The organism is Mesobacillus subterraneus (assembly GCF_023715485.1).
Lineage (GTDB): Bacteria > Bacillota > Bacilli > Bacillales > Cytobacillaceae > Mesobacillus > Mesobacillus subterraneus_B.
On sequence record NZ_JAMBOF010000004.1, the window covers coordinates 1 to 24,079 of the forward strand.

At 41.7% G+C, this 24,079-nt stretch carries 22 protein-coding genes, 1 pseudogene and 1 other annotated feature; of the genes and pseudogenes, 12 read left to right on the top strand and 11 right to left on the bottom strand.

The window, feature by feature from the left end:
- Nucleotides 1-439 precede the first annotated feature (439 nt).
- Nucleotides 440-940, bottom strand: a complete 501-nt coding sequence (locus tag M3204_RS06655; protein ID WP_251479960.1) for a YhcN/YlaJ family sporulation lipoprotein — start codon at nucleotides 938-940, stop codon at nucleotides 440-442.
- Nucleotides 941-1,119: 179 nt separating this feature from the next.
- Here M3204_RS06655 and M3204_RS06660 point away from each other — a divergent pair, with 179 nt between their 5' ends.
- Nucleotides 1,120-1,848, top strand: a complete 729-nt coding sequence (locus M3204_RS06660) for an esterase/lipase family protein (RefSeq protein ID WP_251479962.1) — start codon at nucleotides 1,120-1,122, stop codon at nucleotides 1,846-1,848.
- Between the two features lie 38 nt (nucleotides 1,849-1,886).
- Here M3204_RS06660 and M3204_RS06665 read toward each other — a convergent pair whose 3' ends face one another.
- Nucleotides 1,887-2,972: an AI-2E family transporter gene (locus M3204_RS06665; protein ID WP_251479964.1), complete on the bottom strand. Its 1,086-nt coding sequence runs from the start codon at nucleotides 2,970-2,972 to the stop codon at nucleotides 1,887-1,889.
- A 401-nt stretch (nucleotides 2,973-3,373) separates the two neighbouring features.
- Here M3204_RS06665 and M3204_RS06670 point away from each other — a divergent pair, with 401 nt between their 5' ends.
- Both M3204_RS06670 and M3204_RS06675 read left to right on the top strand, forming a co-directional pair.
- Nucleotides 3,374-3,520, top strand: coding sequence for a hypothetical protein (locus tag M3204_RS06670; RefSeq protein ID WP_251479966.1), 147 nt, complete (start codon nucleotides 3,374-3,376; stop codon nucleotides 3,518-3,520).
- Between the two features lie 129 nt (nucleotides 3,521-3,649).
- Complete coding sequence (locus M3204_RS06675) at nucleotides 3,650-4,072, top strand: hypothetical protein (RefSeq protein WP_251479969.1); 423 nt, start codon at nucleotides 3,650-3,652, stop codon at nucleotides 4,070-4,072.
- A gap of 195 nt (nucleotides 4,073-4,267) precedes the next feature.
- Here M3204_RS06675 and M3204_RS06680 read toward each other — a convergent pair whose 3' ends face one another.
- The 5 genes from M3204_RS06680 to M3204_RS06700 all read right to left on the bottom strand — a co-directional run bounded on the left by M3204_RS06680 (nucleotide 4,268) and on the right by M3204_RS06700 (nucleotide 9,390).
- Nucleotides 4,268-5,113, bottom strand: a complete 846-nt coding sequence (locus M3204_RS06680; protein ID WP_251479971.1) for a PhnE/PtxC family ABC transporter permease — start codon at nucleotides 5,111-5,113, stop codon at nucleotides 4,268-4,270.
- Entirely contained in the window at nucleotides 5,110-5,910 is an 801-nt protein-coding gene (locus M3204_RS06685; protein WP_251479974.1) for a PhnE/PtxC family ABC transporter permease, read from the bottom strand. The genes M3204_RS06680 and M3204_RS06685 overlap by 4 nt, the downstream gene beginning before the upstream one ends.
- A gap of 1 nt (nucleotide 5,911) precedes the next feature.
- On the bottom strand, nucleotides 5,912-6,658 hold the full coding sequence (locus M3204_RS06690; protein ID WP_251479976.1) for a phosphonate ABC transporter ATP-binding protein: 747 nt from the start codon (nucleotides 6,656-6,658) through the stop codon (nucleotides 5,912-5,914).
- A 9-nt stretch (nucleotides 6,659-6,667) separates the two neighbouring features.
- Entirely contained in the window at nucleotides 6,668-7,540 is an 873-nt protein-coding gene (locus M3204_RS06695; protein WP_251479978.1) for a putative selenate ABC transporter substrate-binding protein, read from the bottom strand.
- A 299-nt stretch (nucleotides 7,541-7,839) separates the two neighbouring features.
- Nucleotides 7,840-9,390 (bottom strand): ABC-F family ATP-binding cassette domain-containing protein, encoded by a 1,551-nt coding sequence (locus M3204_RS06700; protein WP_251479982.1) that lies wholly within the window; start codon nucleotides 9,388-9,390, stop codon nucleotides 7,840-7,842.
- 365 nt (nucleotides 9,391-9,755) lie between these two features.
- Between M3204_RS06700 and M3204_RS06705 the strand changes: the two genes are divergently transcribed.
- The 3 genes from M3204_RS06705 to M3204_RS06715 all read left to right on the top strand — a co-directional run bounded on the left by M3204_RS06705 (nucleotide 9,756) and on the right by M3204_RS06715 (nucleotide 12,844).
- Nucleotides 9,756-10,484, top strand: coding sequence for a YqcI/YcgG family protein (locus M3204_RS06705; protein WP_251479985.1), 729 nt, complete (start codon nucleotides 9,756-9,758; stop codon nucleotides 10,482-10,484).
- 218 nt (nucleotides 10,485-10,702) lie between these two features.
- Nucleotides 10,703-10,915 (top strand) — a binding site (T-box leader).
- 67 nt (nucleotides 10,916-10,982) lie between these two features.
- Nucleotides 10,983-12,413: a proline--tRNA ligase gene (proS, locus tag M3204_RS06710; protein ID WP_251479988.1), complete on the top strand. Its 1,431-nt coding sequence runs from the start codon at nucleotides 10,983-10,985 to the stop codon at nucleotides 12,411-12,413.
- A 149-nt stretch (nucleotides 12,414-12,562) separates the two neighbouring features.
- Nucleotides 12,563-12,844: an AbrB/MazE/SpoVT family DNA-binding domain-containing protein gene (locus tag M3204_RS06715; RefSeq protein WP_251479992.1), complete on the top strand. Its 282-nt coding sequence runs from the start codon at nucleotides 12,563-12,565 to the stop codon at nucleotides 12,842-12,844.
- A gap of 48 nt (nucleotides 12,845-12,892) precedes the next feature.
- Here M3204_RS06715 and arcA read toward each other — a convergent pair whose 3' ends face one another.
- Nucleotides 12,893-14,125, bottom strand: a complete 1,233-nt coding sequence (arcA, locus tag M3204_RS06720; RefSeq protein ID WP_251479996.1) for an arginine deiminase — start codon at nucleotides 14,123-14,125, stop codon at nucleotides 12,893-12,895.
- 393 nt (nucleotides 14,126-14,518) lie between these two features.
- Between arcA and M3204_RS06725 the strand changes: the two genes are divergently transcribed.
- Complete coding sequence (locus M3204_RS06725) at nucleotides 14,519-15,709, top strand: glycine C-acetyltransferase (protein WP_251479998.1); 1,191 nt, start codon at nucleotides 14,519-14,521, stop codon at nucleotides 15,707-15,709.
- Between the two features lie 73 nt (nucleotides 15,710-15,782).
- Nucleotides 15,783-16,730, top strand: a complete 948-nt coding sequence (locus M3204_RS06730; RefSeq protein WP_251480000.1) for an L-threonine 3-dehydrogenase — start codon at nucleotides 15,783-15,785, stop codon at nucleotides 16,728-16,730.
- Nucleotides 16,731-16,759: 29 nt separating this feature from the next.
- On the opposite strand, the gene selD is transcribed toward M3204_RS06730, so the two are convergent.
- Nucleotides 16,760-17,812 (bottom strand): selenide, water dikinase SelD, encoded by a 1,053-nt coding sequence (gene selD, locus M3204_RS06735; protein ID WP_285856812.1) that lies wholly within the window; start codon nucleotides 17,810-17,812, stop codon nucleotides 16,760-16,762.
- 189 nt (nucleotides 17,813-18,001) lie between these two features.
- Here selD and M3204_RS06740 point away from each other — a divergent pair.
- A pseudogene (locus tag M3204_RS06740) lies at nucleotides 18,002-18,190 on the top strand (Rdx family protein); the annotation flags it as partial.
- A gap of 126 nt (nucleotides 18,191-18,316) precedes the next feature.
- Complete coding sequence (gene selA / locus M3204_RS06745) at nucleotides 18,317-19,726, top strand: L-seryl-tRNA(Sec) selenium transferase (protein ID WP_251480006.1); 1,410 nt, start codon at nucleotides 18,317-18,319, stop codon at nucleotides 19,724-19,726.
- Nucleotides 19,727-19,766: 40 nt separating this feature from the next.
- Here the strand turns inward: selA and M3204_RS06750 are convergent, their stop codons facing one another.
- A complete protein-coding gene (locus M3204_RS06750; RefSeq protein ID WP_079509097.1) occupies nucleotides 19,767-19,910 on the bottom strand; it encodes a small acid-soluble spore protein P in 144 nt (47 codons plus the stop codon).
- Between the two features lie 114 nt (nucleotides 19,911-20,024).
- Between M3204_RS06750 and M3204_RS06755 the strand changes: the two genes are divergently transcribed.
- Complete coding sequence (locus tag M3204_RS06755) at nucleotides 20,025-20,282, top strand: hypothetical protein (protein WP_079509096.1); 258 nt, start codon at nucleotides 20,025-20,027, stop codon at nucleotides 20,280-20,282.
- 136 nt (nucleotides 20,283-20,418) lie between these two features.
- Here the strand turns inward: M3204_RS06755 and sspO are convergent, their stop codons facing one another.
- Nucleotides 20,419-20,568, bottom strand: a complete 150-nt coding sequence (sspO, locus tag M3204_RS06760; RefSeq protein ID WP_251480009.1) for a small acid-soluble spore protein O — start codon at nucleotides 20,566-20,568, stop codon at nucleotides 20,419-20,421.
- Nucleotides 20,569-20,900: 332 nt separating this feature from the next.
- On the opposite strand from sspO, the gene acnA reads away from it, so the two are divergent.
- Nucleotides 20,901-23,609 (top strand): aconitate hydratase AcnA, encoded by a 2,709-nt coding sequence (gene acnA, locus M3204_RS06765; protein WP_251480012.1) that lies wholly within the window; start codon nucleotides 20,901-20,903, stop codon nucleotides 23,607-23,609.
- Nucleotides 23,610-24,079: the final 470 nt, after the last annotated feature.

A 24,079-nucleotide genomic window follows, 5' to 3' on the forward strand; every position in this document is an offset into this window, starting at 1 on the left:
ACTTAAAAAATTGTCGATGCAGGCGATGCTTACTTTCGCTGCCTTGAACTTGAAGAAGATGGCCAACTGGACATGGAGAAGTCCAGTAATGGCCTAAAAGTAAAGCAAAGAGAGTCTATTTCCTTTGAAAAATCCGATGAAATCCAAAAAGGGGTTCGGAATAAGAGCATTCCGAACCCCTTTTGTCTACAAACTGAGGCTGCGGTTATTATACCGCAGCCTTTTAATTATTTATGAATTGCCTGGTACTTCTCCGCCATGGGAGATGAACGTCATATCACTTCTTGCCAGGTCTTGTTCAATCCTATGGTTTTCGGAATCTAATTTAGGGTGCCCTGCACCTTTTTTATCAAAATAGATAAAGATTGGTATTATTCAGAAATAAATAAAAAGATAACCGAATGGGGTTATCTCAGGAAAAACATTATTTCATCAAGACCTATTGAGCTTTAGGAAAAACATTCACGATAGTTGCATTAAACTTCTCAGCTAATCCTGTGATGGGCCTGCCGCTTTCAAGTTGTTCGCTGTAATCTGTCATACGTACGACAAAGTCCGGATTCGTTGAAACATATACCTCAGAAATCGTGTCATCAGTGGACTTGATTTGCTCCGAGATTTTCATCCGCACATCTTCAGGAAACCCATCTGTGTCACCATTTTCCAGAACAACTGCTGCATACGCCTTCCGGTGAGTCGTAATAACCGTAGCACTTTGTACTTCCTTAAGCATTTCGACTTGCTCATTAACCTCCTTATCCGCACGCATTCGATAGGTTTCATTATATGAATTGAACCGCTGTTCCTGGTGAATATTCTGAATCTGCGCCCCACCATCGTTTACGCGATTGATTTGCGCTCCCTCATCAGTATAAGTACCACATCCAGTGAATAAAAGTACGGAAGCAAAAAGAACCAGCTTGAATGTAAGAAATTTCATTGGCTTATCCTCCTTAAATATAAATCCAAAATAGAATGTCCGAAAAGGGATATGTTTATTCATAAATTTACCAATCGAGGAAGGAAGGCAAGGTTAAATTAAAAAAATAATCAATCAAAAGGAATTTTATGAAAACGCTCCCATATGATTTTATAGATAAAATCATTAGGAGGTTATTAATGAAGATAATTAGGGGATTTACGATTTTCGCAGTATCGATTGCCTTGATTCTATCTGTTTATTCATCAGCAGACGCAGCTAAGAGAGTTCCTGCAGCTTCAAACAAAGATCCTGTCATTTTCGTACATGGGTTCACGGGCTCATCATCCAGTTTTGATAATATGAAGCAATGGCTTATTAGCCAGGGTTGGCAATCAAGCCATTTGTACGCGATCCAATATTCCAATACAACAGGCAGCAGCATTAATAATGCCTATGAATTACAATCCTTTATCAAGAATGTCTTAAGACAGACAAAAGCTTCGAAAGTGGATATTGTAGCACACAGCATGGGAGGGTTAAGCACCCGCTACTATATTAAATACCTTGCCGGCTCTCAAAGTGTAGACGATGTTGTCACCTTGGGATCGCCACACCACGGAACAACTTCCTCTTATTTCGGTTTATTTACTGAGGGTGCGCGTGAAATGGTTCCAGGAAGTCCATTCCTGAATGATTTAAACAGTATTGATGAAACTCCAAATGGAAGCGACCCCGCAGCGGTCATCCAATATACATCTGTTTACAGCAGTGCAGACACAGTCATCAATCCATACACAAGTTCAATTCTTGACGGTGCGAAAAACCTTCAAATCAGCGGAGTAAGCCACAGCGGCCTGCTGACAGATGCATCAGTGAGACCTTTGATTCTTGAAGGTTTAGAAGACGGAGGGGTAAATGCCAACTAAAAAGAGACGGCCTGCAAAAATGCAGGCCGTCTTTTTGATTAAACTTCAGGATTAATAAAATTTTCCTTCTGGCGGAGTTTATAAAATTTCCACACATCCTTAATGATGATCTTAACAACCGAATACAACGGTATAGCGATAAGGATACCGATAAAGCCATAAATCGAACCGGCCGCTATCAATAACAATATTACTGTAATCGGATGGATGTTCAGTTTTTTACCCATAACCTGTGGTGTAACAAGATTACCTTCTAGCTGCTGTACGATTAAGAGGACAATCAGCACCTTCAGCATCATGAATGGGCTAGTCGCCAGTGCGACAAACAAAGCAGGGATAACACCTATAATTGGACCAAGGAAAGGAACAATTGTTAAAAACATCGCAAAGATCGCAAGGAGCAATGCATACTCTAACCCGATAATTTTGTATCCAATATACATAAGAATTCCATCGACGAGGGCTATGATGAACTGGCCGGTTACGTATGTGAACAGTGTTTTATCAATGTCCTTAAGAATTTTATTGCCTTCTTGTTCATGTTCATTCGGAATTAACTTAATAATATATGGTCTGAGTTTCTCTTCATCTTTTAAAAAGAAAAATACAAGAAAAGGCACAACGACCAACACCGTTGCAATACTTGTAATCAATGAAAAGATAGTCATGATATTCTCTCCGAGATTTTGAGACACTTTACTGAGGTAAGACAATGCCCTTTGTTTAACTTCATTTGCATCCACAAATCCTAGCTGATTTTCTTTAATGACCTTTTCAGATTCCTTTGTTATTTCATCAATCCTATCCGGAAAGTTTGCTGACAATCCGCTGACCTGTTCTCCAACAAGTGATCCTGCAAAGTAGAAAAAGGCAGTAAACAATCCAGCAACAACCACAAAAACGACCAGTATGCTAACTACTTTAGGCATGAACTGGTCAAGCCAGCGTACAGGTTTCCTCAAAATATAATAGATTAGCCCCGAAATCAAGACCGGGAAAAATATGGCTAAAATGAAGTTTTGCAGCGGCCAGACGAAGTAGTCGATTTTCCCAAAAAGAAAGATAATGACAAGAACTAAAATGATGCCAGAAGCATATTTGAAAAATGGTTTTTGAATCCACATGTGTATTCCTCCTGATTAAGTATGTATCTCCTTATTACTTCCCTAAAAGATAAGGACTGTAAACAAATCAATTGTGCTGTCATAAGTTGGACAGAAGGACAATATACTAATTTGAGGCTGTTTTCGCATAGACTGTTGTTTTTCGAATTAAGTTTAAACCCGCATAGGTTTTCACCTCGAGCTTCTTTCTAGGTGGTTTCTGAAATGGGAACACATTAAAATTCGTAAAAATCCAACTACCGATTTTTACTTTTGGCTGTGAAAGCAACAAAGTTTACGAAAAAAGCCTAATTGAAAGATTCTAGTTTTATTTTCTTTAAAACGGGTAAATATTCTGGTCAACAGAAATAGAAATCCACTACAATAGCCACTGGTCATCTTCTGTGTAAAGGGGTCTCTGTATGGTTGCAGTCGAAGAGCATCTGATATTTATTAAGGAACTGGGGCGTTTGTTTGATGAGTACTCACAATGTGAGGATGAAGGACTAAAAAAGGAAATCTATAAAGATATCCAGCTTATAGAGGAAGCCATCAGTATTAGTAACTAATTCATAATAGATATCGGCAAGCCAAAGACCGAGGGCTTGCCGTTTTTATTTTTTCTGGAAGTATAATTAGGAAATTCATCACCTCTTCCGTCATATACATGAAACAAGCATATGAAAGGGGAGGTATATATGAGGATTGACCTTTCGAAAGATCAATATTTAACACTGGTAAAGTTGCTGCAGCTTGGTAATTGGCCGCTTGGAATGACGGAGGCTGACCATGAATTGGTGAGTAAAGCAGAAGGTTTGGAGCAATATATTTTTTCATTGGCCAAGGATTTTGAAGCGGGGGACGAAATATATTTTGATAAGGAAGAGGACTATTATTATCTTTCAGAAAATCTGAAAGATACTGTTGAGTCAATTATAGACGAATATGAGGAAGAGGTATTCTGGGACCAGCTGACACATAAGCTTGCCACGATCGATTTGAAGCGTGAAATCGATATCAATGCTTCGATTGAACAAAAAATAAATCGGCTTTTCCAGCTAAAGGCACGTTATGAAAAATACTTTCTAGAGAATGGGTTAGACAAAATTGATATATTATAGAGAAAAATCCGGCCCAGTGCATAAGGCCGGATTTTTTAATTGGTACTTTTCGTATACTTTGACACTCAAAAGTATAAATCGGATTATGAGTTATTACTGTTTTAATAACTCTTAATTACAGGAACAGCTCGAAAGAGTTCAAAACGATAAGAATCAGGAATTAATGCTTAATCGAAAAACATAAAAACGAAAAAGTTATTTAATCAAATATCTCGCTTTTTCTGAAATAAAATCAGCTGCGAACACTAGGATTAGATAAAACACCAGCAGCAGAGTGATATCCGTATAGTGAAAAAAGCTCATGCTGAGCTTGAATTGCTGTCCAAGTCCGCCGGCTCCAACGAAGCCTACGACAATGGTAGTTCTCATAATCACTTCCCAGCGGTAGAGAATATATGTCAAAAAGCGGGGAAGTGCAGCTGGCAGAACACCATATAGTAGAATCTGCACGCGGCTGGCTCCAGACGACGCAAGATTGCGGACTGGGCGGGTTTCGAGGTCCTCAATCACCTCTGCGCAAAGCTTTCCCAAAATCCCGAAATTATGAAGCGCAAGTGCAATTGCTCCTGGCAATATTCCAGGTTTGAAAATGAAGATAATGATCATTGCCCAGACAAGCTCTGGTACAGCACGGGAAAAAATATACCCCCCTCTGATGATGCCAAATGAAATCCATCCATGCCATTTCTTTGCCAAAGTTAACGAACCATCGGCCACATTCCTTGCCGCGGGAACAACCGTTAAGAAAGCTGCGATTGTCGCAAACCCTGTGGCCATTACACTCATTATTAGTGTTTCGACTGTAAGGTTAAATGCATTTTCCCAGCTTTCTTTACTGAAAAATGCAGGGTTTTCTTCACCTATGCCAAAAAGTCCTTTGAAAAACTTACCCGTATGCAAAAGGTTTTGTTCCGAAAAAAGAGTGGTCAAACTAGCTTTCTCAAACGAGAAGATTGACAGCCACGAAGCAGCAGCCAGCAGGAGCAAAGCGTAAACAGAGGCGGTTACAAAGGTAATTTTTCGTCTTTTACGTACGGTCATCGTACCAGCCTCTTTCTTAATTGGTTACTCCATGCATCAATAATGATAACTAAGAAGATTAAAAAGAACACGAATGTCCACACTTCATTGTAATGCAAGTCATCCAGGGAAAGATGAATCTGGTATCCTAGACCGCCAATCCCTACAAAACTCATGATTGCCGAAGATCGAACAGCACACTCAAAGCGGTACATAGCATAGCTTATGATACTAGTCCTCACCATTGGAAGATAACCATACCATAACGTTTGAAGCCGTGATGCACCTGCTGCTTCTAGGGCCAATATCGGTTCACGAGGAACGTCCTCCAGCATATCGGCAAATATCCGCCCAAGTATTCCACCATAAGGAATAGCGAGTGCAAAAATAGCAGCAAAAGGCGATAGGCCGATTGAGGCTACAAAAAGCCATGCCCAAACAAGTTCATGAATGGCTCTCATGAATCCTAAATGCCCTCTGAAAAAGGATCTCATAATCCTTTTTGTTTTTGCATTTTCGGCCAAAACGCCTGATGCGGGTATCCCAAATATAAAAGCAATAAAAATTGCTAAACTCATGCCCGCTGTTGCGTAGGAAAGGGTAGACCAGCTTGCTTCTACTGCCAGCAACAGGATGTCGGTTGATAAATCAGGCTGAAAGAGAGCTACAAAAATTTGTTTGGCAGTTTCAAACCCGCCGCTATGAATCAAATTGCTGTTCCACTCGACCGAAAACAAACTTAAGATAAAAACTAGCAAAAGAATCATCGTAAGAATTTTTCGCTTATGGAGATCAAAAGTAAACCAGCTTTTATCCATATCAAGCCTGCTCCTTTAGTTTATACAAGCTTGCGATATGAGCATCAGTCACTGAAGCGGCTGGAAGATCAAAGAAGATTTCACCATTCTTCAGGGCTATGATCCTATCAAAATACTTTTTCGCATACTCAACGGAATGCAAACTTGCCATCAGCGTCTGTTTTTCTTCTACTGCAATATTAGCCAAAAGGTCAAGGATATCTTCCGCCCGTGCAGGGTCAAGTGAGGCGACTGGTTCATCGGCAAGGATAATTTCTGGATTCTGGACTAGCAGACGGGCAAGAGCAACACGCTGCTGCTCACCGCCAGAAAGAATGGAGGTGCGGTCATATAATTTATCCATCAGTCCGACACGTTCTAACGCTTTCACTGCGTATTGTTTATCCTGAGGAATTAAAAAAGATAGAAGCGATTTAAATACTCCCCAATCCGAAAGCCGGCCTGCAAGGACATTATGGATTACCGGAAGCTCGCCAACCAGATCAAATTGTTGGCGAATGACACCGATTTTTTTCGCCCTTTTCCTTTGGTCCTTAAAATCAGACAAAGGGCTGCCATCGATAAAGATCTCGCCTTCATCCGGCGTAAGAATGGATGCCATTATATTCAACAAAGTTGTTTTCCCGGCACCGCTCGGTCCAATAAGAGCAATTGACTCCCCTTTATTAACAGAAAAAGAAAGGGAAGATAAGGCTATCTTCCGCTCGTAGGTCTTTGATATTTGATTAAGGCTGATAATTTCTGGCATATGTTCCACCTACTTGATAATCTTAAGTTCTTTCGCGACCTTTTCAATTGCTTCATAATTTTCATTCTTGGTTTCTATGAATTTATCAGTTTGCAATAACTCCATGACTTCATTGTCTCCTGAAGTCATGGAGAGGATTGCTTCTTTCAATTTTTCTTTCGTTTCCTCATCAACTTTGTTGACCGTCCAGTTATAGTCATAATACTCAGGCGTAGTATAGAAAACTTTCACTTTGGACTCATCGACCTTACCTTCTTTGACAGCTGCTTCCCAGACGGAAATATTCAATGCGCCTGTCTGGAATGCTCCTGATTCAACAAGTTTATAGGTTTTATCATGTGAGCCGGAGTAATTTGGAGTTCCATCAAGATCTTTGTCAGCATTGATCCCAGCCTCCATCATAAAATAGCGGGGCATTAAATGGCCTGAAGTAGAGCTCTCGCTGCCGAACGTAAATGATTTTCCTTTTAAATCTTCAAGGCTATCAATCTCGATATCTTTTTGGGCGATGAAAACAGATTTGAATTTTTCATCGATGGGCCTCTGGGCGAAGGCTTCTGCTTCAGGGACTAAATCTCTTGCCTGAACACCAGTAAGGCCGCCAAACCAGGCAAGATGGATTTCACCGCGTCCAAAGGCAGTTACGAGCGCTGAATAGTCAACAGAAGGGACGTACTCAACATTCAGTCCTGTTTTTTCTCCTAAATCCTGCGCAAAATCCTCCATGCTCCTGTTGAGATCAGCAGCATTTTGGTCCGGAATGGCACCGATTTTAATGGTTTCTGTTTTGGAGTCCTTTTGACCGGCATCTTCTCCTTCTTCAGAACATGCAGCGAGGCTAAAAATCATTAATAAGCTAAATAGCGCAATTAGTTTTTTCATAGTATGATCACCCGTTATAAATTTATTTTATAGATACTATAAAATTTATCAATAAACAAGAAATAACTCAATAGCTTTCACAAAAATTCCGTTTTAATTACATGTTGAATATTTTTCTGCTGTAGTTATTGGCTATAGTAAAGCAATAAGAAAATTTTTTTAGTAAGTTGCGGTTGTCGCCTTTTTTTCTTCGAATGCTATTTGACGATTATTTCCGATTTTTTCTTCGACTGCCAAAATAGGGTAATATAAAATAAAACCTGCCGGCAGGGCCGACAGGTTCCATCAACGATCTATAATTATGCTTTTTCCGCCCATTCTTCAACATTCCAAACTTTTGTTACCCAATCTTCATAAAAATCAGGTTCGTGACTGACAAGGACGATTGTACCTTTATATGCTTTCAATGCGCGCTTCAATTCAGCTTTTGCGGTGATGTCAAGATGGTTTGTCGGTTCGTCAAATACAAGCCAGTTGCTTTCGTGCATCAGCAGCTTAGTGAGGCGGACCTTAGCCTGTTCTCCACCGCTGAGCTGGTTGAGAGGACGAGAAATGTGTTCGTTTTTCAAGCCGCTTCGCGCTAAAGCTGCACGCACTTGATGCTGGTCAAGGCTTGGGAATTCGTTCCAAAGATCATCGATTGGGGTGATGTTGTCTGCCTTTACTTCCTGTTCAAAATATGAAGGGAAGAGGAAGTCACCACGTTCGATTTTTCCGCTAAGAGCCGGAATTTTACCCAGCATCGTTTTCAATAATGTTGATTTTCCGACACCATTCATGCCGACAATCGCAATCTTCTCACCACGTTCGATGGTGATTGACATCTTTGGAAGAAGCGGGTGAGAATAACCGATTTCGAAGTCAGTACCTTCAAAAACATAACGGCTGCTCGCACGAGATTCCTTGAACTCAAAAGTAGGCTTTAGTGCCGTCTCCGGGCGGTCAATGCGTTCCATCCGGTCAAGCTGCTTCTGGCGGCTCTTCGCACGGCCAGTTGTAGAATAACGGGCTTTATTTTTCGCGATGAAATCTTCCTGTTTCTTGATGAATTCCTTTTGTTTCTCATAAGCGTTGATGTGCTGGTTTTTATTTATTTCAGCAAGTTCAAGGAATTTTTCATAGGTTGCGGTGTATCGTGTCAATTTTGAAAATTCCAGTTGAAAAATGACATTGGAAACCTGGTTCATGAATTCAGTATCATGGGAAATCAGTATAAAAGCGTATGGATATTCTTTCAAATATTTAGTCAGCCACTGGATATGCTCGACATCTAGATAGTTCGTCGGCTCATCAAGCAGGAGGACCTTCGGCTTTTCAAGCAACAGCTTGGCAAGCAACACCTTTGTACGCTGTCCACCGCTTAATGCAGACACATCGCGATCAATTCCAATTGCATCCAGACCCAGTCCGCGAGCAGCTTCCTCGACTTCCATATCAAGGGAATAGAATCCTCCAGCGTCAAGTGCATCCTGGATTTCTGCCATCTGTTCAAGCAATACTTCCAATTCCTCAGGAGAAGCGTCTGCCATTTTGCCAGTAACTTCATTCAGTTCTTCTTCTTTTTTAAAAAGAGGAAGGAAGGCATCACGCAAGACATCGCGAATGGTCTTACCGGTGGTGAGTACAGTATGCTGGTCCAAATATCCATATTCCACTCCAGGTGTCCATTCAACTTTACCAGAGTCGTGGATTAATTGACCGGTGATGATATTCATTAATGTCGACTTGCCGACACCGTTAGCGCCGACCAAGCCAACATGGTCTTCTGCTAAAAGGCGGAATGAGACATCTTTGAAAAGGGTGCGATCACCAAAAGTGTGGCTCAAATTTTCTACGTTCAATAAACTCATTTTAAAAATCCTCGCTTCAATCTATTTTTATTACATTAGTTAACAATCACATTCCCTAATCATACTAAAATCTCTGACTTTAGACTAGTTTTTTTAGGAAGGAGGGAGAGTGTGCTACATTCATTTTCATTAATGTCCTTTCATAAAAACAAAAATGACTACGAAAGCAGCCTTAATAAAATTAGTGTAGACTTTGGCAATTTAAGGTTTTAAATTCACGGTCATACTGTCTAAAACCCAATAATAAAGCAATTAGATGGTCTGGCTGATTTTTATATAGGGCTTAATACACAAACCAAACTGTTTATTAATAGATGGATAGGGTAAATGGTAACTAACCAACTAACTAATTTGAGGTGTGGAAAATGAAAGTTACCAATAGCTATTTGTTTACCAAGGAAGATATGGTTAATCCTGAACTTGTGCCTGAATGGGTAATAAATGAATATAAAAATTTTCGAGATGTCGTTACTGACAGAGAGTTTCCTTGCTACTTTGGGATGACTGCCGAGAAAAAAGGGGAACTACGTTATTCATATATCAGCAGGGACAATTGGGATCAACTTCCAGGTGCCATTGAAGAATTCATTGCTCTTTTTGATGAATCCAAACCGCTCATCAGGCACGGATTATTTGTGTTCGTCGAACCCGAATTGGAAGAAAAAACGATCGAATATTACCGTGAAAACTTTTGGAATATCCTTCAGTTTTTACATCAAAAAGACACGCAGCCATGGCCTGCAGACTATCCAACAGATCCAGACCATCATTTATGGGCATTCTCTTTTGCTGGTGAACCGTTCTTTGCTTTTGGGAACGCCCCAGCGTATAAACAACGAAAAACAAGAGATCTAGGAAACAGTCTTGTTCTTGGTTTCCAGCCCCGCCGAATTTTCGAAGGACTTGAAGGAACATCTAAGGGCGGAATTATGTCACGTGAAAAGGTAAGAGAGCGGGTAGAGAAATGGGATAATCTTCCAAAACACCCAAACATCAGTCATTACGGCGACCCGGAACATAGGGAATGGAAAATGTATTTTATCGGTGACGACAGCAAGCCTATTGAAGGCAAATGCCCATTTCACCATAAATAATACAAAGAAGGCTGAATCCTTAAAATAGGATTTAGCCTTTTCTTAATTGAGGCTCACCGGACGTCATAGGAAAAATTTGCTTTTGGTTTTCATAAACCTTCCCGCGGAAAGCGAGTGACCCGAGCGGAAATCAACAGTAACAAAGCTTTTATATAAAAAATATGAATTTTCAAGTAAAAATTGACATTTATATAATTTCTATATATAATCATCAAAAAATAGTGACGTTGACGAGGATCAGTAAATTGGAACACCGCCATTTAAGAGAGGGAGCTGAATGCTGAAAAGCTCCTATTGGCACCCATTTGAACCTGCCTCCGAGTTCCGGATCGGATGTTTTGAAGATCACGGCGGATCAGTTCCGTTATCATGCAGAGTATAAAGCAATGCTTTATGTATTAGGGTGGTACCGCCAGGCCTTGGCCCCTTTTGGGATCAAGGCCTTTTTGTGTTTTCTCGACAATTAAACAGCTATTTTAAAAATGATGGGGTGCAGACATGGCTAAAGAATTTGTAAAAGAAATAACATCAATGGAAGATGACTTTGCGCAATGGTACACGGATGTAGTAACAAAAGCAGAACTGATAGACTATTCAAGTGTTAGAGGATCCATGATCATCCGTCCATATGGCTACTCACTTTGGGAAAATATTAAGAATGAGTTGGATTTCCGGATTAAAGAAACTGGACATGAAAATGTTTATATGCCACTTTTCATTCCTGAAAGTTTGCTTCAGAAAGAGAAGGATCATATCGAAGGATTTGCTCCGGAGGTTGCCTGGGTCACTCATGGCGGCTCAGAGGAACTGACTGAACGCCTTGTAGTGAGACCAACATCGGAAGTGCTTTTCTGCGAGCATTATAAGAATATCATTCATTCTTATCGTGATCTTCCAAAGCTTTATAACCAGTGGGCAAATGTTGTGCGCTGGGAAAAGACGACAAGACCATTCCTAAGGACACTCGAATTTTTATGGCAGGAAGGACATACTTGCCATGCCACTGATGAAGAAGCGCTTGAGGAAACAGTAAAGATGCTGAAGGTATATGCTGATGTTTGCGAAAACATTCTGGCGATACCAGTTGTACAGGGGCAAAAAACGGCTAAAGAAAAGTTCGCCGGCGCAAAGCTTACTTACACGATCGAAAGCTTAATGCATGACGGTAAAGCTCTTCAGACTGGAACATCACATCATTTAGGAGATGGGTTTGCCAAGGCATTCGGAATTCAGTACACGGATAAAGACGGCCAGCTCCAGTATGTACAGCAAACATCTTGGGGTTTTACCACTAGAGTGGTTGGAGCCATGATTATGGTTCATGGCGATGACCGGGGACTCGTCATCCCTCCAAAAGCGGCGCCAATCCAGGTTATGATCGTGCCAGTTGCACAGCATAAAGCAGGGGTTCTCGATTTTGCCTATGATTTAAAAGAGAAACTTTCAGCAGTCGCCCGCGTAGGTATTGATGCGAGTGATAAGAAGCCAGGCTGGAAATTCAATGAATACGAAATGAAGGGGATTCCTGTCAGGCTGGAAGTCGGTCCAAAGGATATCGAAAAAGGGCAAGTGGTACTTGCCAGAAGAGATACAGGCGAAAAAATCTTCGTTGCAATCAACGAATTAGAAGCAAAGCTTTCAGACCTGCTTGAGGACATCCAGCGAAGCCTTTATGAAAAAGCAAAAAGACATCGGGAAGGTAAAACAAATGTTGCCTTAGACCTCGAAGAATTCAAGGTGCTTCTGGAAAAAGAAACAGGATTTATAAAAGCAATGTGGTGTGGTGACAGGACTTGTGAAGATAAAATCAAAGAAGAAACAACAGCGACATCGCGTTGTATACCATTCGAGCAGGAAAAAGTAGGGGATAAATGCGTGTGCTGCGGCAAAGAAGCCGATGAAATGGTTCTTTGGGCAAAAGCTTATTAGATCCGAAAGAAGCAATCATAAAATGCAAAACGATACATATTTAAAATGTAAAAATATGTATCGTTTTGATTTAATTGTATTGGGCGAGAATCGATTCACAGATTATACATCCACATCCCATTTATTATTTAGCAGGGGAGGATGCAAATATGAAAGCTACTGGAATTGTCAGGAAAACTGATCAGCTGGGCAGGGTCGTGATTCCAATGGAATTGAGGAAAAAGCTCAGCATAGGGGAGAATGATCCACTGGAGATTTTTGTTGATGAAGATATGATCATCCTGAAGAAATATCAGCCGGACCAGACATGCATCATTACTGGTACCATCAGCAATGATAATTTTACACTCGCGAATGGCAAGGTCGTTTTAAGCCGTGAAGGTGCTGAACAACTGATCAAAGAATTACAAAGCTACCTGGCAACTACCTAGATAACGTAACTAAAGCAGTCCATCGCAGGACTGCTTTTTCTTGTCTCTTTAAATATCTTCACGGTAAATTGGCATGCTCATACAGCGCGGGCCGCCACGGCCTCTTGAAAGCTCAGAGCTTGGTATTTCGATAACTTCAACACCATTTTTCCTTAGCAAATCATTTGAAACATAGTTGCGGTCGTAGGTGACAACAACGCCTGGTGCGATGGCCAATGTATTGGATCCATCATTCCATTGCTCCCGCGCTGCAGCAATTTCATGTCCGCCACCGCATGGGATTAATACAAGTTCCTGTAAATTCAAAACTTCCTTCAATGTTTTTGTTAAATTGGAGCGCTCCGAGATTGCAAGACTCTCCGGATCACTAGTTTGTTCAAGGATATATATCTTCATTTTGCCATTTGGTCCTTCAATACCATGGTGAATTGTGAACTTCTCATGGTCAACCATGGTAAAAACGGTATCCAGATGCATATAGGCTCTTAATTTAGGTATTTCAACCGCCACAACTTTTTTTATCGTCTCATTCCGCGAGAAAATTCTTTTTGCTAATTTTTCAATTGCCTGAGCCGAGGTCCTTGCACTCACACCTATCGCAATTACTTCAGGGCTAAGGACAAGTTCATCGCCGCCTTCTATCGGGTAATATTCATCACGGTCATACCAGTGTGGGATATCGAAGCCCGAAAACCTTGGGTGATGGTTAATAATGAAATCCATGAAAAGCGACTCCCTTTTCCTAGCGCCTTCACACATCTTATTAAGCGAAATGCCATCGCCAATCACCGCTGCTGGATCTCGTGTGAAATATAGATTTGGCATTGGATCAAGGAAGAAGGGATAGTAGTCCTCGAGGAGCTCATGCAAATGAATCTTTTTCTCTGCCTGGATTTCAGATTTGAGAACTCCGGACATTACTTTTGGGATCATTTCCTCAGTGGTAAAAGAATGAAGGTATTCCTCGACTGTTTTCCTGGATCCATTCAGATTCCTTTTGCTTTCGTTCAATAAGCGATCAATGAACTCAGTACGCAATTCATCCGAACTCAATGATTCGGCCATTAATTTTTCCAAGTAAAGAACCTCAACACCGCGGTTTCTAAGCACATCGGCAAAATAATCATGTTCTTTTTGCACTGCTGGCAAATAAGGAATATCATCAAAAAGCAGGCGTTCTAAATATTTGGGCGTCAGGTTCTCAACTTCCTTGCCAGGCCTGTGCAGTACTACAGATTTCAATTCTCCAATTTCGGATGTTACATGCAATGGATATTTCATATTATTAGCCTCCCATTTTCAGTATCTATTTCTATGAAATAAGGAGGGAGTGATCGTTATGTACCAAACTCGAATTTTCACTTCCCCCGCCAAAACCTGCTTCCTTGCAGACTGGCTCCCTTTTCTATACCCTAATCTATTCAATCAAACCTGTTTCTTTAAAAATATAGCTCTTATTGAAGTTTTCTTTTAGAAAAAGGGAAAACTAAGCCAACAAAAAAAGTAAGCGTTTTCTGTCCTTCATAGATGTACAAAGGAATCAAATGTGATAAAGTATATTTTGTGAACACTACATTAAACATGGAAGCAGGAATGAAATTGTTGTCCTCTCCAAAAAGACAGTTGTATCCATTATAATGACATGCCGCTTTTACGGCAGAAAGGGGATTTACGATGTCTAGCAAAGTATTAGAGCAATTTTTAAATGAAAACTTAGAGGATTTGAAAGGAAAGGGTTTGTATAATGTAATCGACCCTCTCGAAAGCCCAAATGGACCAGTAATCACCATCAATGGAAGGGAATTGATCAACCTCTCTTCTAATAACTACCTCGGGCTAGCAACTGATGAAAGGCTAAAGAAGGCTGCTGACGAAGCGATCAGCAAATATGGGGTAGGAGCTGGAGCAGTCCGGACCATCAACGGTACACTCAAGTTGCACGTAGAACTTGAGGAAAAGCTGGCGAAGTTCAAGAAAACAGAAGCGGCGATTGCCTATCAATCCGGATTCATGTGCAATATGGCTGCAATCTCTGCAGTAATGGACAAGAACGATGCTATCCTGTCTGATGAATTAAACCATGCTTCCATTATCGATGGCTGCCGCTTGTCGAGGGCAAAGATCATCCGCTTTAACCATTCGGACATGGATGACCTGCGAGCAAAGGCAAAAGAAGCCACGGAATCTGGCCAATACAATAAAATCATGGTCATTACTGATGGAGTATTCTCGATGGATGGCGACATCGCAAAATTGCCTGAAATCGTGGAAATAGCAGAAGAATTCGACTTGATTACATATGTCGACGATGCACACGGATCTGGGGTTCTGGGCGAAGGTGCTGGAACGGTGAAGCATTTCGGACTGTCTGATAAAGTTGATTTCCAAATCGGGACTTTATCAAAGGCTATCGGCGTAGTCGGCGGATATGTTGCCGGCAAACAAAGCCTGATTGACTGGCTGAAGGTAAGAAGCCGTCCGTTTCTATTCTCAACATCACTTACGCCAGCAGATGTTGCTGCCAGTATAAAAGCAGTTGAGATTTTAACAGAAAGCACGGAATTAAATGAGCGCCTGTGGGAAAATGCAAACTACTTGAAGGAAGGACTTCAGAAGCTGGGCTTTGATATTGGACATTCAGAGACACCAATCACTCCATGCATTATCGGCGATGAAGTTAAGACCCAGGAATTCAGCAAGCGGCTGAACGATGAGGGTGTCTATGCAAAATCCATCGTTTTCCCTACAGTGCCGCGCGGAACAGGCCGTGTAAGGAACATGCCATCTGCTGCTCATACGAAAGCAATGCTGGATCAAGCAATCACTGCCTATGAAAAAGTTGGCAAGGAACTAGGAATTATCTAACAGAAATTGACTTGCCGGTTTGGTCTTCAAGCCGGCAGTCCTTTTAAAGGATCAACCGGGAGGAGTACATATAATGAAAAAAATCTTGATTACCGGAGCTTTGGGTCAAATCGGTTCAGAATTGACAGGCAAACTACGTGAAATTTACGGCCGGGATAATGTGATCGCAACTGACATAAGAAAGACAGATTCAGAAGCCGCTGCCAACGGTCCTTTTGAAATTCTTGATGTTATGGACGCAAAATCAATGGGTGAAATTGCAAGCAAATACCATGTCGACACAATCATGCACATGGCGGCGCTTCTTTCGGCCACAGCTGAAACCAAGCCTGTTTTTGCATGGAACCTCAATATGGGCGGACTGATGAACGCACTTGAAACAGCCAGGGAATTGAATTGCCAATTCTTCACACCTAGCTCTATCGGCGCATTTGGCCCTAGTACTCCAAAGGACAATACTCCACAGGATACGATTCAGCGACCGACGACGATGTATGGAGTCAACAAAGTAGCTGGCGAATTGCTGGCAGATTATTATTTCCACCGTTTTGGAGTCGATACAAGAGGAGTAAGGTTCCCAGGCTTAATTTCCTATGTAACACCTCCGGGCGGCGGAACAACAGATTATGCAGTTGAAATTTATTACGAAGCAATTAAAAACGGGACTTATACTTCCTATATTGATAAAGGGACATACATGGACATGATGTACATGCCTGATGCACTAGATGCCATTATTGATTTAATGGAGGCGGACTCAGCTAAGCTGATTCACCGTAACGCATTTAACGTTACAGCAATGAGCTTTGATCCTGAGGAACTGGCAGCTGAAATCAAAAAGCATATCCCCGGATTTGAAATGATTTATCATGTCGATCCCGTACGCCAGACAATCGCCGACAGCTGGCCTAACTCTATTGATGCATCAGCAGCATCTGCTGAGTGGGGTTTCAAGGCAAAGTATGACATGTCCAGCATGACTGCAGATATGCTCGATAAATTACGAACAAAGCTTAAATAGGACATTAAAAAGGTGAAATCATTTTGATTTCACCTTTTTACATAGATTAACTTGTCTTTCTTTTCGATTACCTTACCAATTACGGCAGCATGGATTAAACCCTGTGCCTTCAAAGCCTCCACATATTGGTCAGCTTCAGCTTCAGGCAGGGAAACTAGCAATCCTCCTGATGTGATAGCGTCGCATAGGACAATTTGCTCTTCAGCAGATATATCTTCATAATCAACATCATCAATCAGCCATTTATGGTTCGATTTTGAACCTCCTGGTACGACTCCTTTTGAAGCCAGCTCATACGTTCCGTCAAGTACAGGAACCTTTGATAGGGCGATCTCAAAGCTGACATCGCTGCCGCGGGCAATTTCACTTCCATGTCCCAGCAAGCCAAAGCCGGTTACATCCGTAACAGCATGTGGTGTGAAGCCTTGCAATGCTTCAGCCGCAGACTTGTTCAGAAGTGCCATGGTTTCGGTAACTTCCTGTTCTTGTTCTGGACTGACCGCACTCCGTTTGATGCCGGTTGTCATGATTCCGACGCCTATTGGTTTCGAGAGCACAAGGACATCTCCTGGTAAGGCACCGACATTTTTCCAGATTTTATCCGGATGCGCAAGACCGGTCACCGACAAGCCGAATTTTGGTTCCTGGTCATCGATTGAGTGACCGCCAACGGTCACTGCGCCAGCTTCCTTCACCTTGTCACTGGCACCCCTTAAGATCTCAGCAAGAATGTCTGGGCCAAGTTTTTTCACTGGGTAACCGACTATATTCAGGACGGTTTTTGGTTCGCCGCCCATCGCATACACATCGCTGAGTGCATTTGCAGCGGCAATCTGGCCAAACATATAAGGATCATCTACAATTGGGGTAAAGTAATCAATCGTTTGGATCAGGGCGATACTTTCGGTCAGTTTATATACGCCTGCATCATCGGACGTTTCATGGCCGACTAGCAGTTCAGGAACTGGTTCCTGTACAGGCAATAGACGCAAAACTTGCATCAAGTCCTCTGGACTGATTTTGCAGCCTCAGCCAGCTTTTGTTGACAATGATGTCAGACGGATTTTTTCGTGTTCGCTCAACTTTATCACCTCAAAAGAAGTATACTCTTTCTTTTTTTCAAAATCATCCTTAAGCAACTATTATTTGCAACGAAATTGACTATACACTAAAATGACAGTAAATACATATAGAAGCTTTAAAAGGGGGATTCTACAATGGAAAAATTTCAAGTACGTGTCCAATTTTGTATGCAATGAAACTATGCTCCTAAAGCCGCGAGTTTCGCGGAAGAGCTATTTACTCATTTTCGCAGCTTGATTGAAAAAATGGAACTCGTGCCTGCTTCAAAAGGTGCGTTTGAAGTATCAGTTAATGATCAGATGATCTATTCAAAATTGGATACAGGTGTATTTCCTGATACAGATGAGATCATTAAGCAAATGGAAGCATTGAATTAATGCCAGGCATACAGCCTGGCTTTTTTAATGCCCGCGAATAATGTCCAGGTTCACTGGATTGAAAAACTTTATAATGTACAATAATGATATAATTAACCAATGTTTAATCGAGGTGGGGGTTCAAGAATGAAACATCTCTTAAGGCAGCTGCCTGCAGTGCATGAACTGCAGAATGATGATAGGTTTAAGGAAATAGCTGAACAGCAGGAAACAGACGCTGAACATATTACCGAAGTCATTAAGGGCGTATTGGCTAAAATCAGAGAAGATTTAATAAAAGACAGCTGGGATGGACATGATCCCGGAACAGAATTATTTATAAATGAAATATTTAATTTGACTAAGTCAGCTGCAGACAAACAGCTGGACTACACTCTAAAAAGAGTCGTCAATGCAACAGGCACAATCCTTCATACGAATCTTGGAAGGGCGAGATTGAGTGAGAACGCAATCCGCCATGTAGTAGATACTGCTAGGAATTACTCCAACCTGGAATATAAGCTGGATGAAGGCGAACGCGGTTCACGCCACTCTCATGTAGAAGCTCTTGTTAAGGAGATTACAGGAGCTGAAGCAGCGATGGTAGTGAATAATAACGCTGCAGCGGTCTTTATCATCCTCAGCGCTTTTGCAAAAGACAAAGAAGTTATCGTTTCGCGCGGACAGCTAGTTGAAATAGGCGGTTCTTTCCGAATCTCTTCTATTATGGAGGAAAGCGGAGCAGGGCTTATAGAAGTAGGCACCACAAATAAAACTCATTTACATGATTATGAGAATGCAATTAATGAAAATACTGCCATGATCCTTAAGGTTCATACGAGCAATTTTAAAATTTTCGGCTTCACCAAAACAGTCGAGACGGAAGAGCTGGCACAACTCGCAAGCAAGCATGACCAGGTGATTTTTTACGAAGACCTCGGCAGCGGGGTGCTTTATGATTTTAAAAAGCATGGTATTGGGGATGAACCCGTTGTGTCGGATGTGTTGAAAATGGGGGCTGACATCGTTTCCTTCAGCGGTGACAAACTGCTTGGCGGACCACAGGCGGGTATTATTGCAGGAAAAAAAGCTTTGATTGATAAATTAAAGAAGCACCAGCTTGCCAGAGTAGTCCGCGTAGATAAAATGACACTGGCTGCATTGGAAGGAACATTATTGGATTATTTAAGAGGAGAGAAAGGCAGGGTTAACATCCCAGCACTGAGAGACTTGCTCGTCCCTTTAGATGAATTAAAGATGAGGACAGAGGAATTTGTCCAAAAGATAAATGCTATCGATGGCGGGTTAAAGGCAAGAATCATACAGGGGACCAGCCAAGTAGGTGGAGGAACGATGCCCGATGTGCAGCTGCCGGCATTTATAGCGTCAATGGCACATCCTGGTCTGAGCGCCGAACAAATTGCCAGGATGCTGCGGACGGAAAACAGCCCGGCCATCATTGTCCGAATTCAAAAAGAAGAAGTCCATATGGACCTCCGTACTGTATCTGCTGAAGAGGAAACAGAAATTCTAGCAGCTCTTCAACAACTAAAGTAATTTTAAGGGCTGACCAGTGAACCTGGCAGCCCTTAAATCTTTACATATCGTGGCCCGAATTGTGTTTTTGGCGTGTATGGTTTCGGTTCTTCACTTTTTTAGAACCGCTTAATGGAGCAGGCTGGCTGTCCTGGTCACCCTTTGGGGCGTTTTTGCGCATATCTTTAGAGTCGTTTTTGTTCATAGCTCATCCCTCCTGTAATTAGGATTTGATTTTCCGAAGAATTTATACTGAATAATTTATATAGAAATGAGCAATTTAACGGTATAGCTTTAATACATCAGGAGGAATTCACACATGCCTTATCATAAAGATAAACAGCAAGCATTCCAGGCAGCTCAGCAAGGGTTCGAAGATGCACAGGGATTGTATTCTGAAATCGTCAGAGACAGCGCGAGCTACGGCCACCAGCTAAAGCATCTTAAAAATGAAGTAAATGAAGCATTCCAGCAAATCGAAAATGCCTTAGAAAATGCATCGGAGCACCAGCGGGCCCAGCTAGAAAGATTCCAGCAGGACCTTCGCAGCATCGTGAATGAGGTAAACATGGAATAAGTAAGCGGAAAAGCGGAAGGAACACCTTCCGCTTCAGACTGTAGACAGGCTCGATGAATATCGAGCCTGTCTACAGTCTTTTTCTTTGAAGATTAGTCTATTGATTTATGGTCCATGCGCCTGCGCTTTTTGTTCTTTATTGATTCTTTTTACGCTTTTTGTTGTTTTGTTTTTCCATCTCTGTTAAAGGTTCATTCGCCATTTCCTCATTGAATCCAGCACCCTTTCCTTGTGCTTTTGCTGCATTCGCACCCGGGATGACATGGTTTGCTTTTCTTTTCGCCATACATTTCACCTCCATCTGCCATATTTTCTCCCATAAACCGATCCTCAATCCAGCTATTTCATTTTTGTGAAATAGCTTTTCTAAAAAACAAAAAGTAAACGATGGCCTTTCTTTTTTTAAAATAAAAGCATTTAACTAGTTTTTATCATGTTAATGCTAAAAAGCATAAGCAAAACTTATCAAGGACAATAACTTTCTTGTTATTTACTTATATAGATAGTTATATTAATATGAAATTGTGAGAAAAGTTAGGATAACGAACAAAATTCAAACTTTTCGACAATTACTTATATTTAGTTTATGATGTTTACGTAAAAGAAGGGGGTAAACATATGTCAAACCAAGATGTTTTTAACGCCCGCAGTTCATTTGAAATTGACGGGAAACGCTATCATTACTATAGCCTGGCAGCACTTGAAAATGCTGGAATCGGCAATGTTTCTAAATTGCCTTATTCCGTAAAAGTATTGCTTGAATCCGTGCTGCGCCAGCATGATGGCTTTGTAATCACTAAAGAGCATGTTGAAAATCTAGCAAAATGGGGAACAAGCGAAGTACAGGAAATTGATGTGCCGTTCAAGCCATCACGTGTCATCCTTCAGGACTTCACTGGTGTACCTGCAGTCGTTGACCTTGCGTCTTTAAGAAAAGCAATGGCAGACTTGGGTGGAGATCCAGACAAAATCAATCCTGAGAAGCCGGTTGACCTAGTTATCGACCACTCAGTACAGGTTGATAAATACGGAACTCCAGACGCACTTAATGTGAATATGGAACTTGAATTCGAGCGTAATGCTGAGCGTTATCAGTTCTTAAGCTGGGCTCAGAAATCATTCGATAACTACCGCGCTGTACCGCCTGCAACAGGTATTGTACATCAGGTAAACCTTGAGTACCTTGCAAGCGTTGTCCATTCTGTAGAGAATGCTAATGGAGAATTTGAAACTTTCCCTGATTCATTGGTGGGTACTGACTCACATACAACAATGATCAACGGTATCGGTGTACTAGGATGGGGCGTAGGCGGTATCGAAGCTGAAGCTGGAATGCTTGGCCAGCCTTCATACTTCCCGGTTCCGGAAGTAGTAGGGGTAAAATTAGTAGGCGATATGCCGAACGGCGCAACTGCAACTGACCTTGCACTTAAAGTGACACAAGTTCTCCGCAGCAAAGGCGTTGTTGGCAAATTTGTCGAATTCTTCGGTCCTGGAGTTGTATCACTTCCATTAGCTGACCGTGCGACTGTTGCTAACATGGCACCTGAATACGGCGCAACTTGCGGATTCTTCCCGGTAGACGGAGAAGCGCTCGATTACATGCGTTTAACTGGCCGCCCAGAAGATCACATTAAAGTGGTTGAGACATACTGCAAAGAGAACGGATTATTTTTCGACCCTGCTCTTGAACCAGTTTATACGGATGTTGTTGAAATCAGCCTGTCTGAAATTGAGCCAAACCTTTCTGGCCCTAAGCGCCCTCAGGATTTGATCCCACTTTCAGAAATGCAGAAATCCTTCAAAGAAGCATTGACTGCACCAGCTGGGAACCAGGGATTCGGTCTTGGCAAGAAAGAAATTAATAAAGAAGCCGTCGTTGAATTCAACAATGGTGACAAAACCACAATGAAAACTGGTGCAATCGCAATTGCTGCGATCACAAGCTGTACAAATACATCTAACCCATACGTTCTAGTAGGTGCAGGCCTTGTTGCTAAAAAAGCAGTAGAGCTTGGAATGGAAGTTCCTAAGTTCGTAAAAACTTCTTTGGCACCAGGATCAAAGGTTGTTACAGGATACCTTCGTGATTCAGAATTGCTTCCTTACCTTGAGGCACTTGGATTTAATCTTGTTGGTTACGGATGTACGACATGTATCGGAAACTCCGGTCCGTTAAGACCAGAAATTGAAAAGACAGTGGCCGAAAGCGACTTGCTTGTAACTTCAGTTCTTTCCGGTAACCGTAACTTCGAAGGACGTATCCACCCGCTAGTTAAAGCTAACTATCTGGCTTCTCCGCCATTAGTAGTAGCTTACGCTCTTGCTGGAACAGTGGACATCGATCTACAAAACGATCCAATTGGTAAAGACAAAGACGGCAACGAAGTATTCTTCAGGGACATCTGGCCTTCAACTGCAGAAGTAAATGAAGTCGTTCACCGTGTTGTAACGCCTGAATTGTTCCGCAGAGAATATGAAACTGTATTCAGCGACAATGAAAAATGGAACGAAATCCAAACAAATAGCGATGCGCTTTATACATTCGATGAAGATTCAACTTACATCGCTAACCCTCCATTCTTTGAAGGTTTGACTCCTGAAGCGGGGGAAGTTGCTCCATTGAACGACTTGCGTGTAGTTGGTAAATTCGGTGATTCCGTAACGACTGACCACATTTCTCCTGCAGGTGCAATCGGCAAAGATACACCAGCTGGAAAATACCTGCGTGAAAAGGGTGTTGAACCACGTGATTTCAACTCTTACGGATCACGTCGTGGTAACCATGAAGTCATGATGCGCGGAACATTCGCGAACATCCGCATCAAAAACCAAATCGCTCCTGGTACAGAAGGCGGCTTCACTACTTACTGGCCTACAAACGAAGTAATGTCTATCTTTGATGCTTGCATGCAGTACAAAGAAAATGGAACAGGACTTATGGTTATCGCTGGCAAGGATTACGGAATGGGCTCCTCCCGTGACTGGGCAGCGAAAGGTACTAACCTATTAGGAATCAAGACTGTTATCGCTGAAAGCTTCGAGCGTATCCACCGTTCTAACCTAGTATTGATGGGCGTACTGCCGCTTCAATTCAAAGCTGGTGAAAACGCAGAAACACTTGGCCTGACAGGAAAAGAATCATTTGATGTCCAAATTGATGAAAATGTCCGCCCACGCGACATCATCACAGTGACAGCTACTGATGAAGACGGCAACAAGAAAACTTTCGAAGCTCTTGTACGTTTCGATTCAGAAGTCGAAATCGATTACTACCGCCACGGAGGCATCCTGCAAATGGTTCTTCGTGACAAGCTAAAAGCATAATCAAGCTTTCCCCCTGATCTTTGATCTAGGGGGTTTTTAGTCTGTTGATGCTTGATAGAGTCTTGCGCCGCAGTTTTTCTTTTGAATGCATATGGTCTGCTCTTATTAGATTTTTTGATGGAAATTTCACTTCTAAGATTACATTAAACCTGTTTTATTAGATATTTTGAGGAAAACGACACGGTGAAATGTACATTAAACCCGTATTATTAGACATTTTAAGGTGAAACCCAAGCTGAAATGTCCTTTAATCACGATTTATTAGACAATTTTATTGTAACCTCCTCTATTAAGTACACCAGTCATTTTACTACATAATGCCCTAGAGCGAACTCTATCAAGCTTTCCACAAAAACCCTATAAAACCCCTTTATGCCATTCCATTCGGACTAGTCTACAAAACCCGAGCAAACTTCTCACAAATCGACAACTTCTCCTATTGAAATAATCCTTAAAAAGGTTATGTTTAA

Bases quoted from the DNA above. Each gene is read 5' to 3' on its own strand.
- M3204_RS06690 (WP_251479976.1), bottom strand. From the start codon at position 6,658: ATGCCAGAAATTATCAGCCTTAATCAAATATCAAAGACCTACGAGCGG.
- arcA (WP_251479996.1), bottom strand. From the start codon at position 14,125: ATGAAATATCCATTGCATGTAACATCCGAAATTGGAGAATTGAAATCT.
- M3204_RS06680 (WP_251479971.1), bottom strand. From the start codon at position 5,113: ATGACCGTACGTAAAAGACGAAAAATTACCTTTGTAACCGCCTCTGTT.
- M3204_RS06725 (WP_251479998.1), top strand. From the start codon at position 14,519: ATGTCTAGCAAAGTATTAGAGCAATTTTTAAATGAAAACTTAGAGGAT.
- M3204_RS06675 (WP_251479969.1), top strand. From the start codon at position 3,650: ATGAGGATTGACCTTTCGAAAGATCAATATTTAACACTGGTAAAGTTG.
- proS (WP_251479988.1), top strand. From the start codon at position 10,983: ATGGCTAAAGAATTTGTAAAAGAAATAACATCAATGGAAGATGACTTT.
- M3204_RS06700 (WP_251479982.1), bottom strand. From the start codon at position 9,390: ATGAGTTTATTGAACGTAGAAAATTTGAGCCACACTTTTGGTGATCGC.
- sspO (WP_251480009.1), bottom strand. From the start codon at position 20,568: ATGGCGAAAAGAAAAGCAAACCATGTCATCCCGGGTGCGAATGCAGCA.
- M3204_RS06655 (WP_251479960.1), bottom strand. From the start codon at position 940: ATGAAATTTCTTACATTCAAGCTGGTTCTTTTTGCTTCCGTACTTTTA.
- M3204_RS06715 (WP_251479992.1), top strand. From the start codon at position 12,563: ATGAAAGCTACTGGAATTGTCAGGAAAACTGATCAGCTGGGCAGGGTC.
- acnA (WP_251480012.1), top strand. From the start codon at position 20,901: ATGTCAAACCAAGATGTTTTTAACGCCCGCAGTTCATTTGAAATTGAC.
- selA (WP_251480006.1), top strand. From the start codon at position 18,317: ATGAAACATCTCTTAAGGCAGCTGCCTGCAGTGCATGAACTGCAGAAT.
- M3204_RS06730 (WP_251480000.1), top strand. From the start codon at position 15,783: ATGAAAAAAATCTTGATTACCGGAGCTTTGGGTCAAATCGGTTCAGAA.
- M3204_RS06705 (WP_251479985.1), top strand. From the start codon at position 9,756: ATGAAAGTTACCAATAGCTATTTGTTTACCAAGGAAGATATGGTTAAT.
- M3204_RS06665 (WP_251479964.1), bottom strand. From the start codon at position 2,972: ATGTGGATTCAAAAACCATTTTTCAAATATGCTTCTGGCATCATTTTA.
- M3204_RS06750 (WP_079509097.1), bottom strand. From the start codon at position 19,910: ATGAACAAAAACGACTCTAAAGATATGCGCAAAAACGCCCCAAAGGGT.
- M3204_RS06660 (WP_251479962.1), top strand. From the start codon at position 1,120: ATGAAGATAATTAGGGGATTTACGATTTTCGCAGTATCGATTGCCTTG.
- M3204_RS06755 (WP_079509096.1), top strand. From the start codon at position 20,025: ATGCCTTATCATAAAGATAAACAGCAAGCATTCCAGGCAGCTCAGCAA.
- M3204_RS06670 (WP_251479966.1), top strand. From the start codon at position 3,374: ATGGTTGCAGTCGAAGAGCATCTGATATTTATTAAGGAACTGGGGCGT.
- M3204_RS06685 (WP_251479974.1), bottom strand. From the start codon at position 5,910: ATGGATAAAAGCTGGTTTACTTTTGATCTCCATAAGCGAAAAATTCTT.
- M3204_RS06695 (WP_251479978.1), bottom strand. From the start codon at position 7,540: ATGAAAAAACTAATTGCGCTATTTAGCTTATTAATGATTTTTAGCCTC.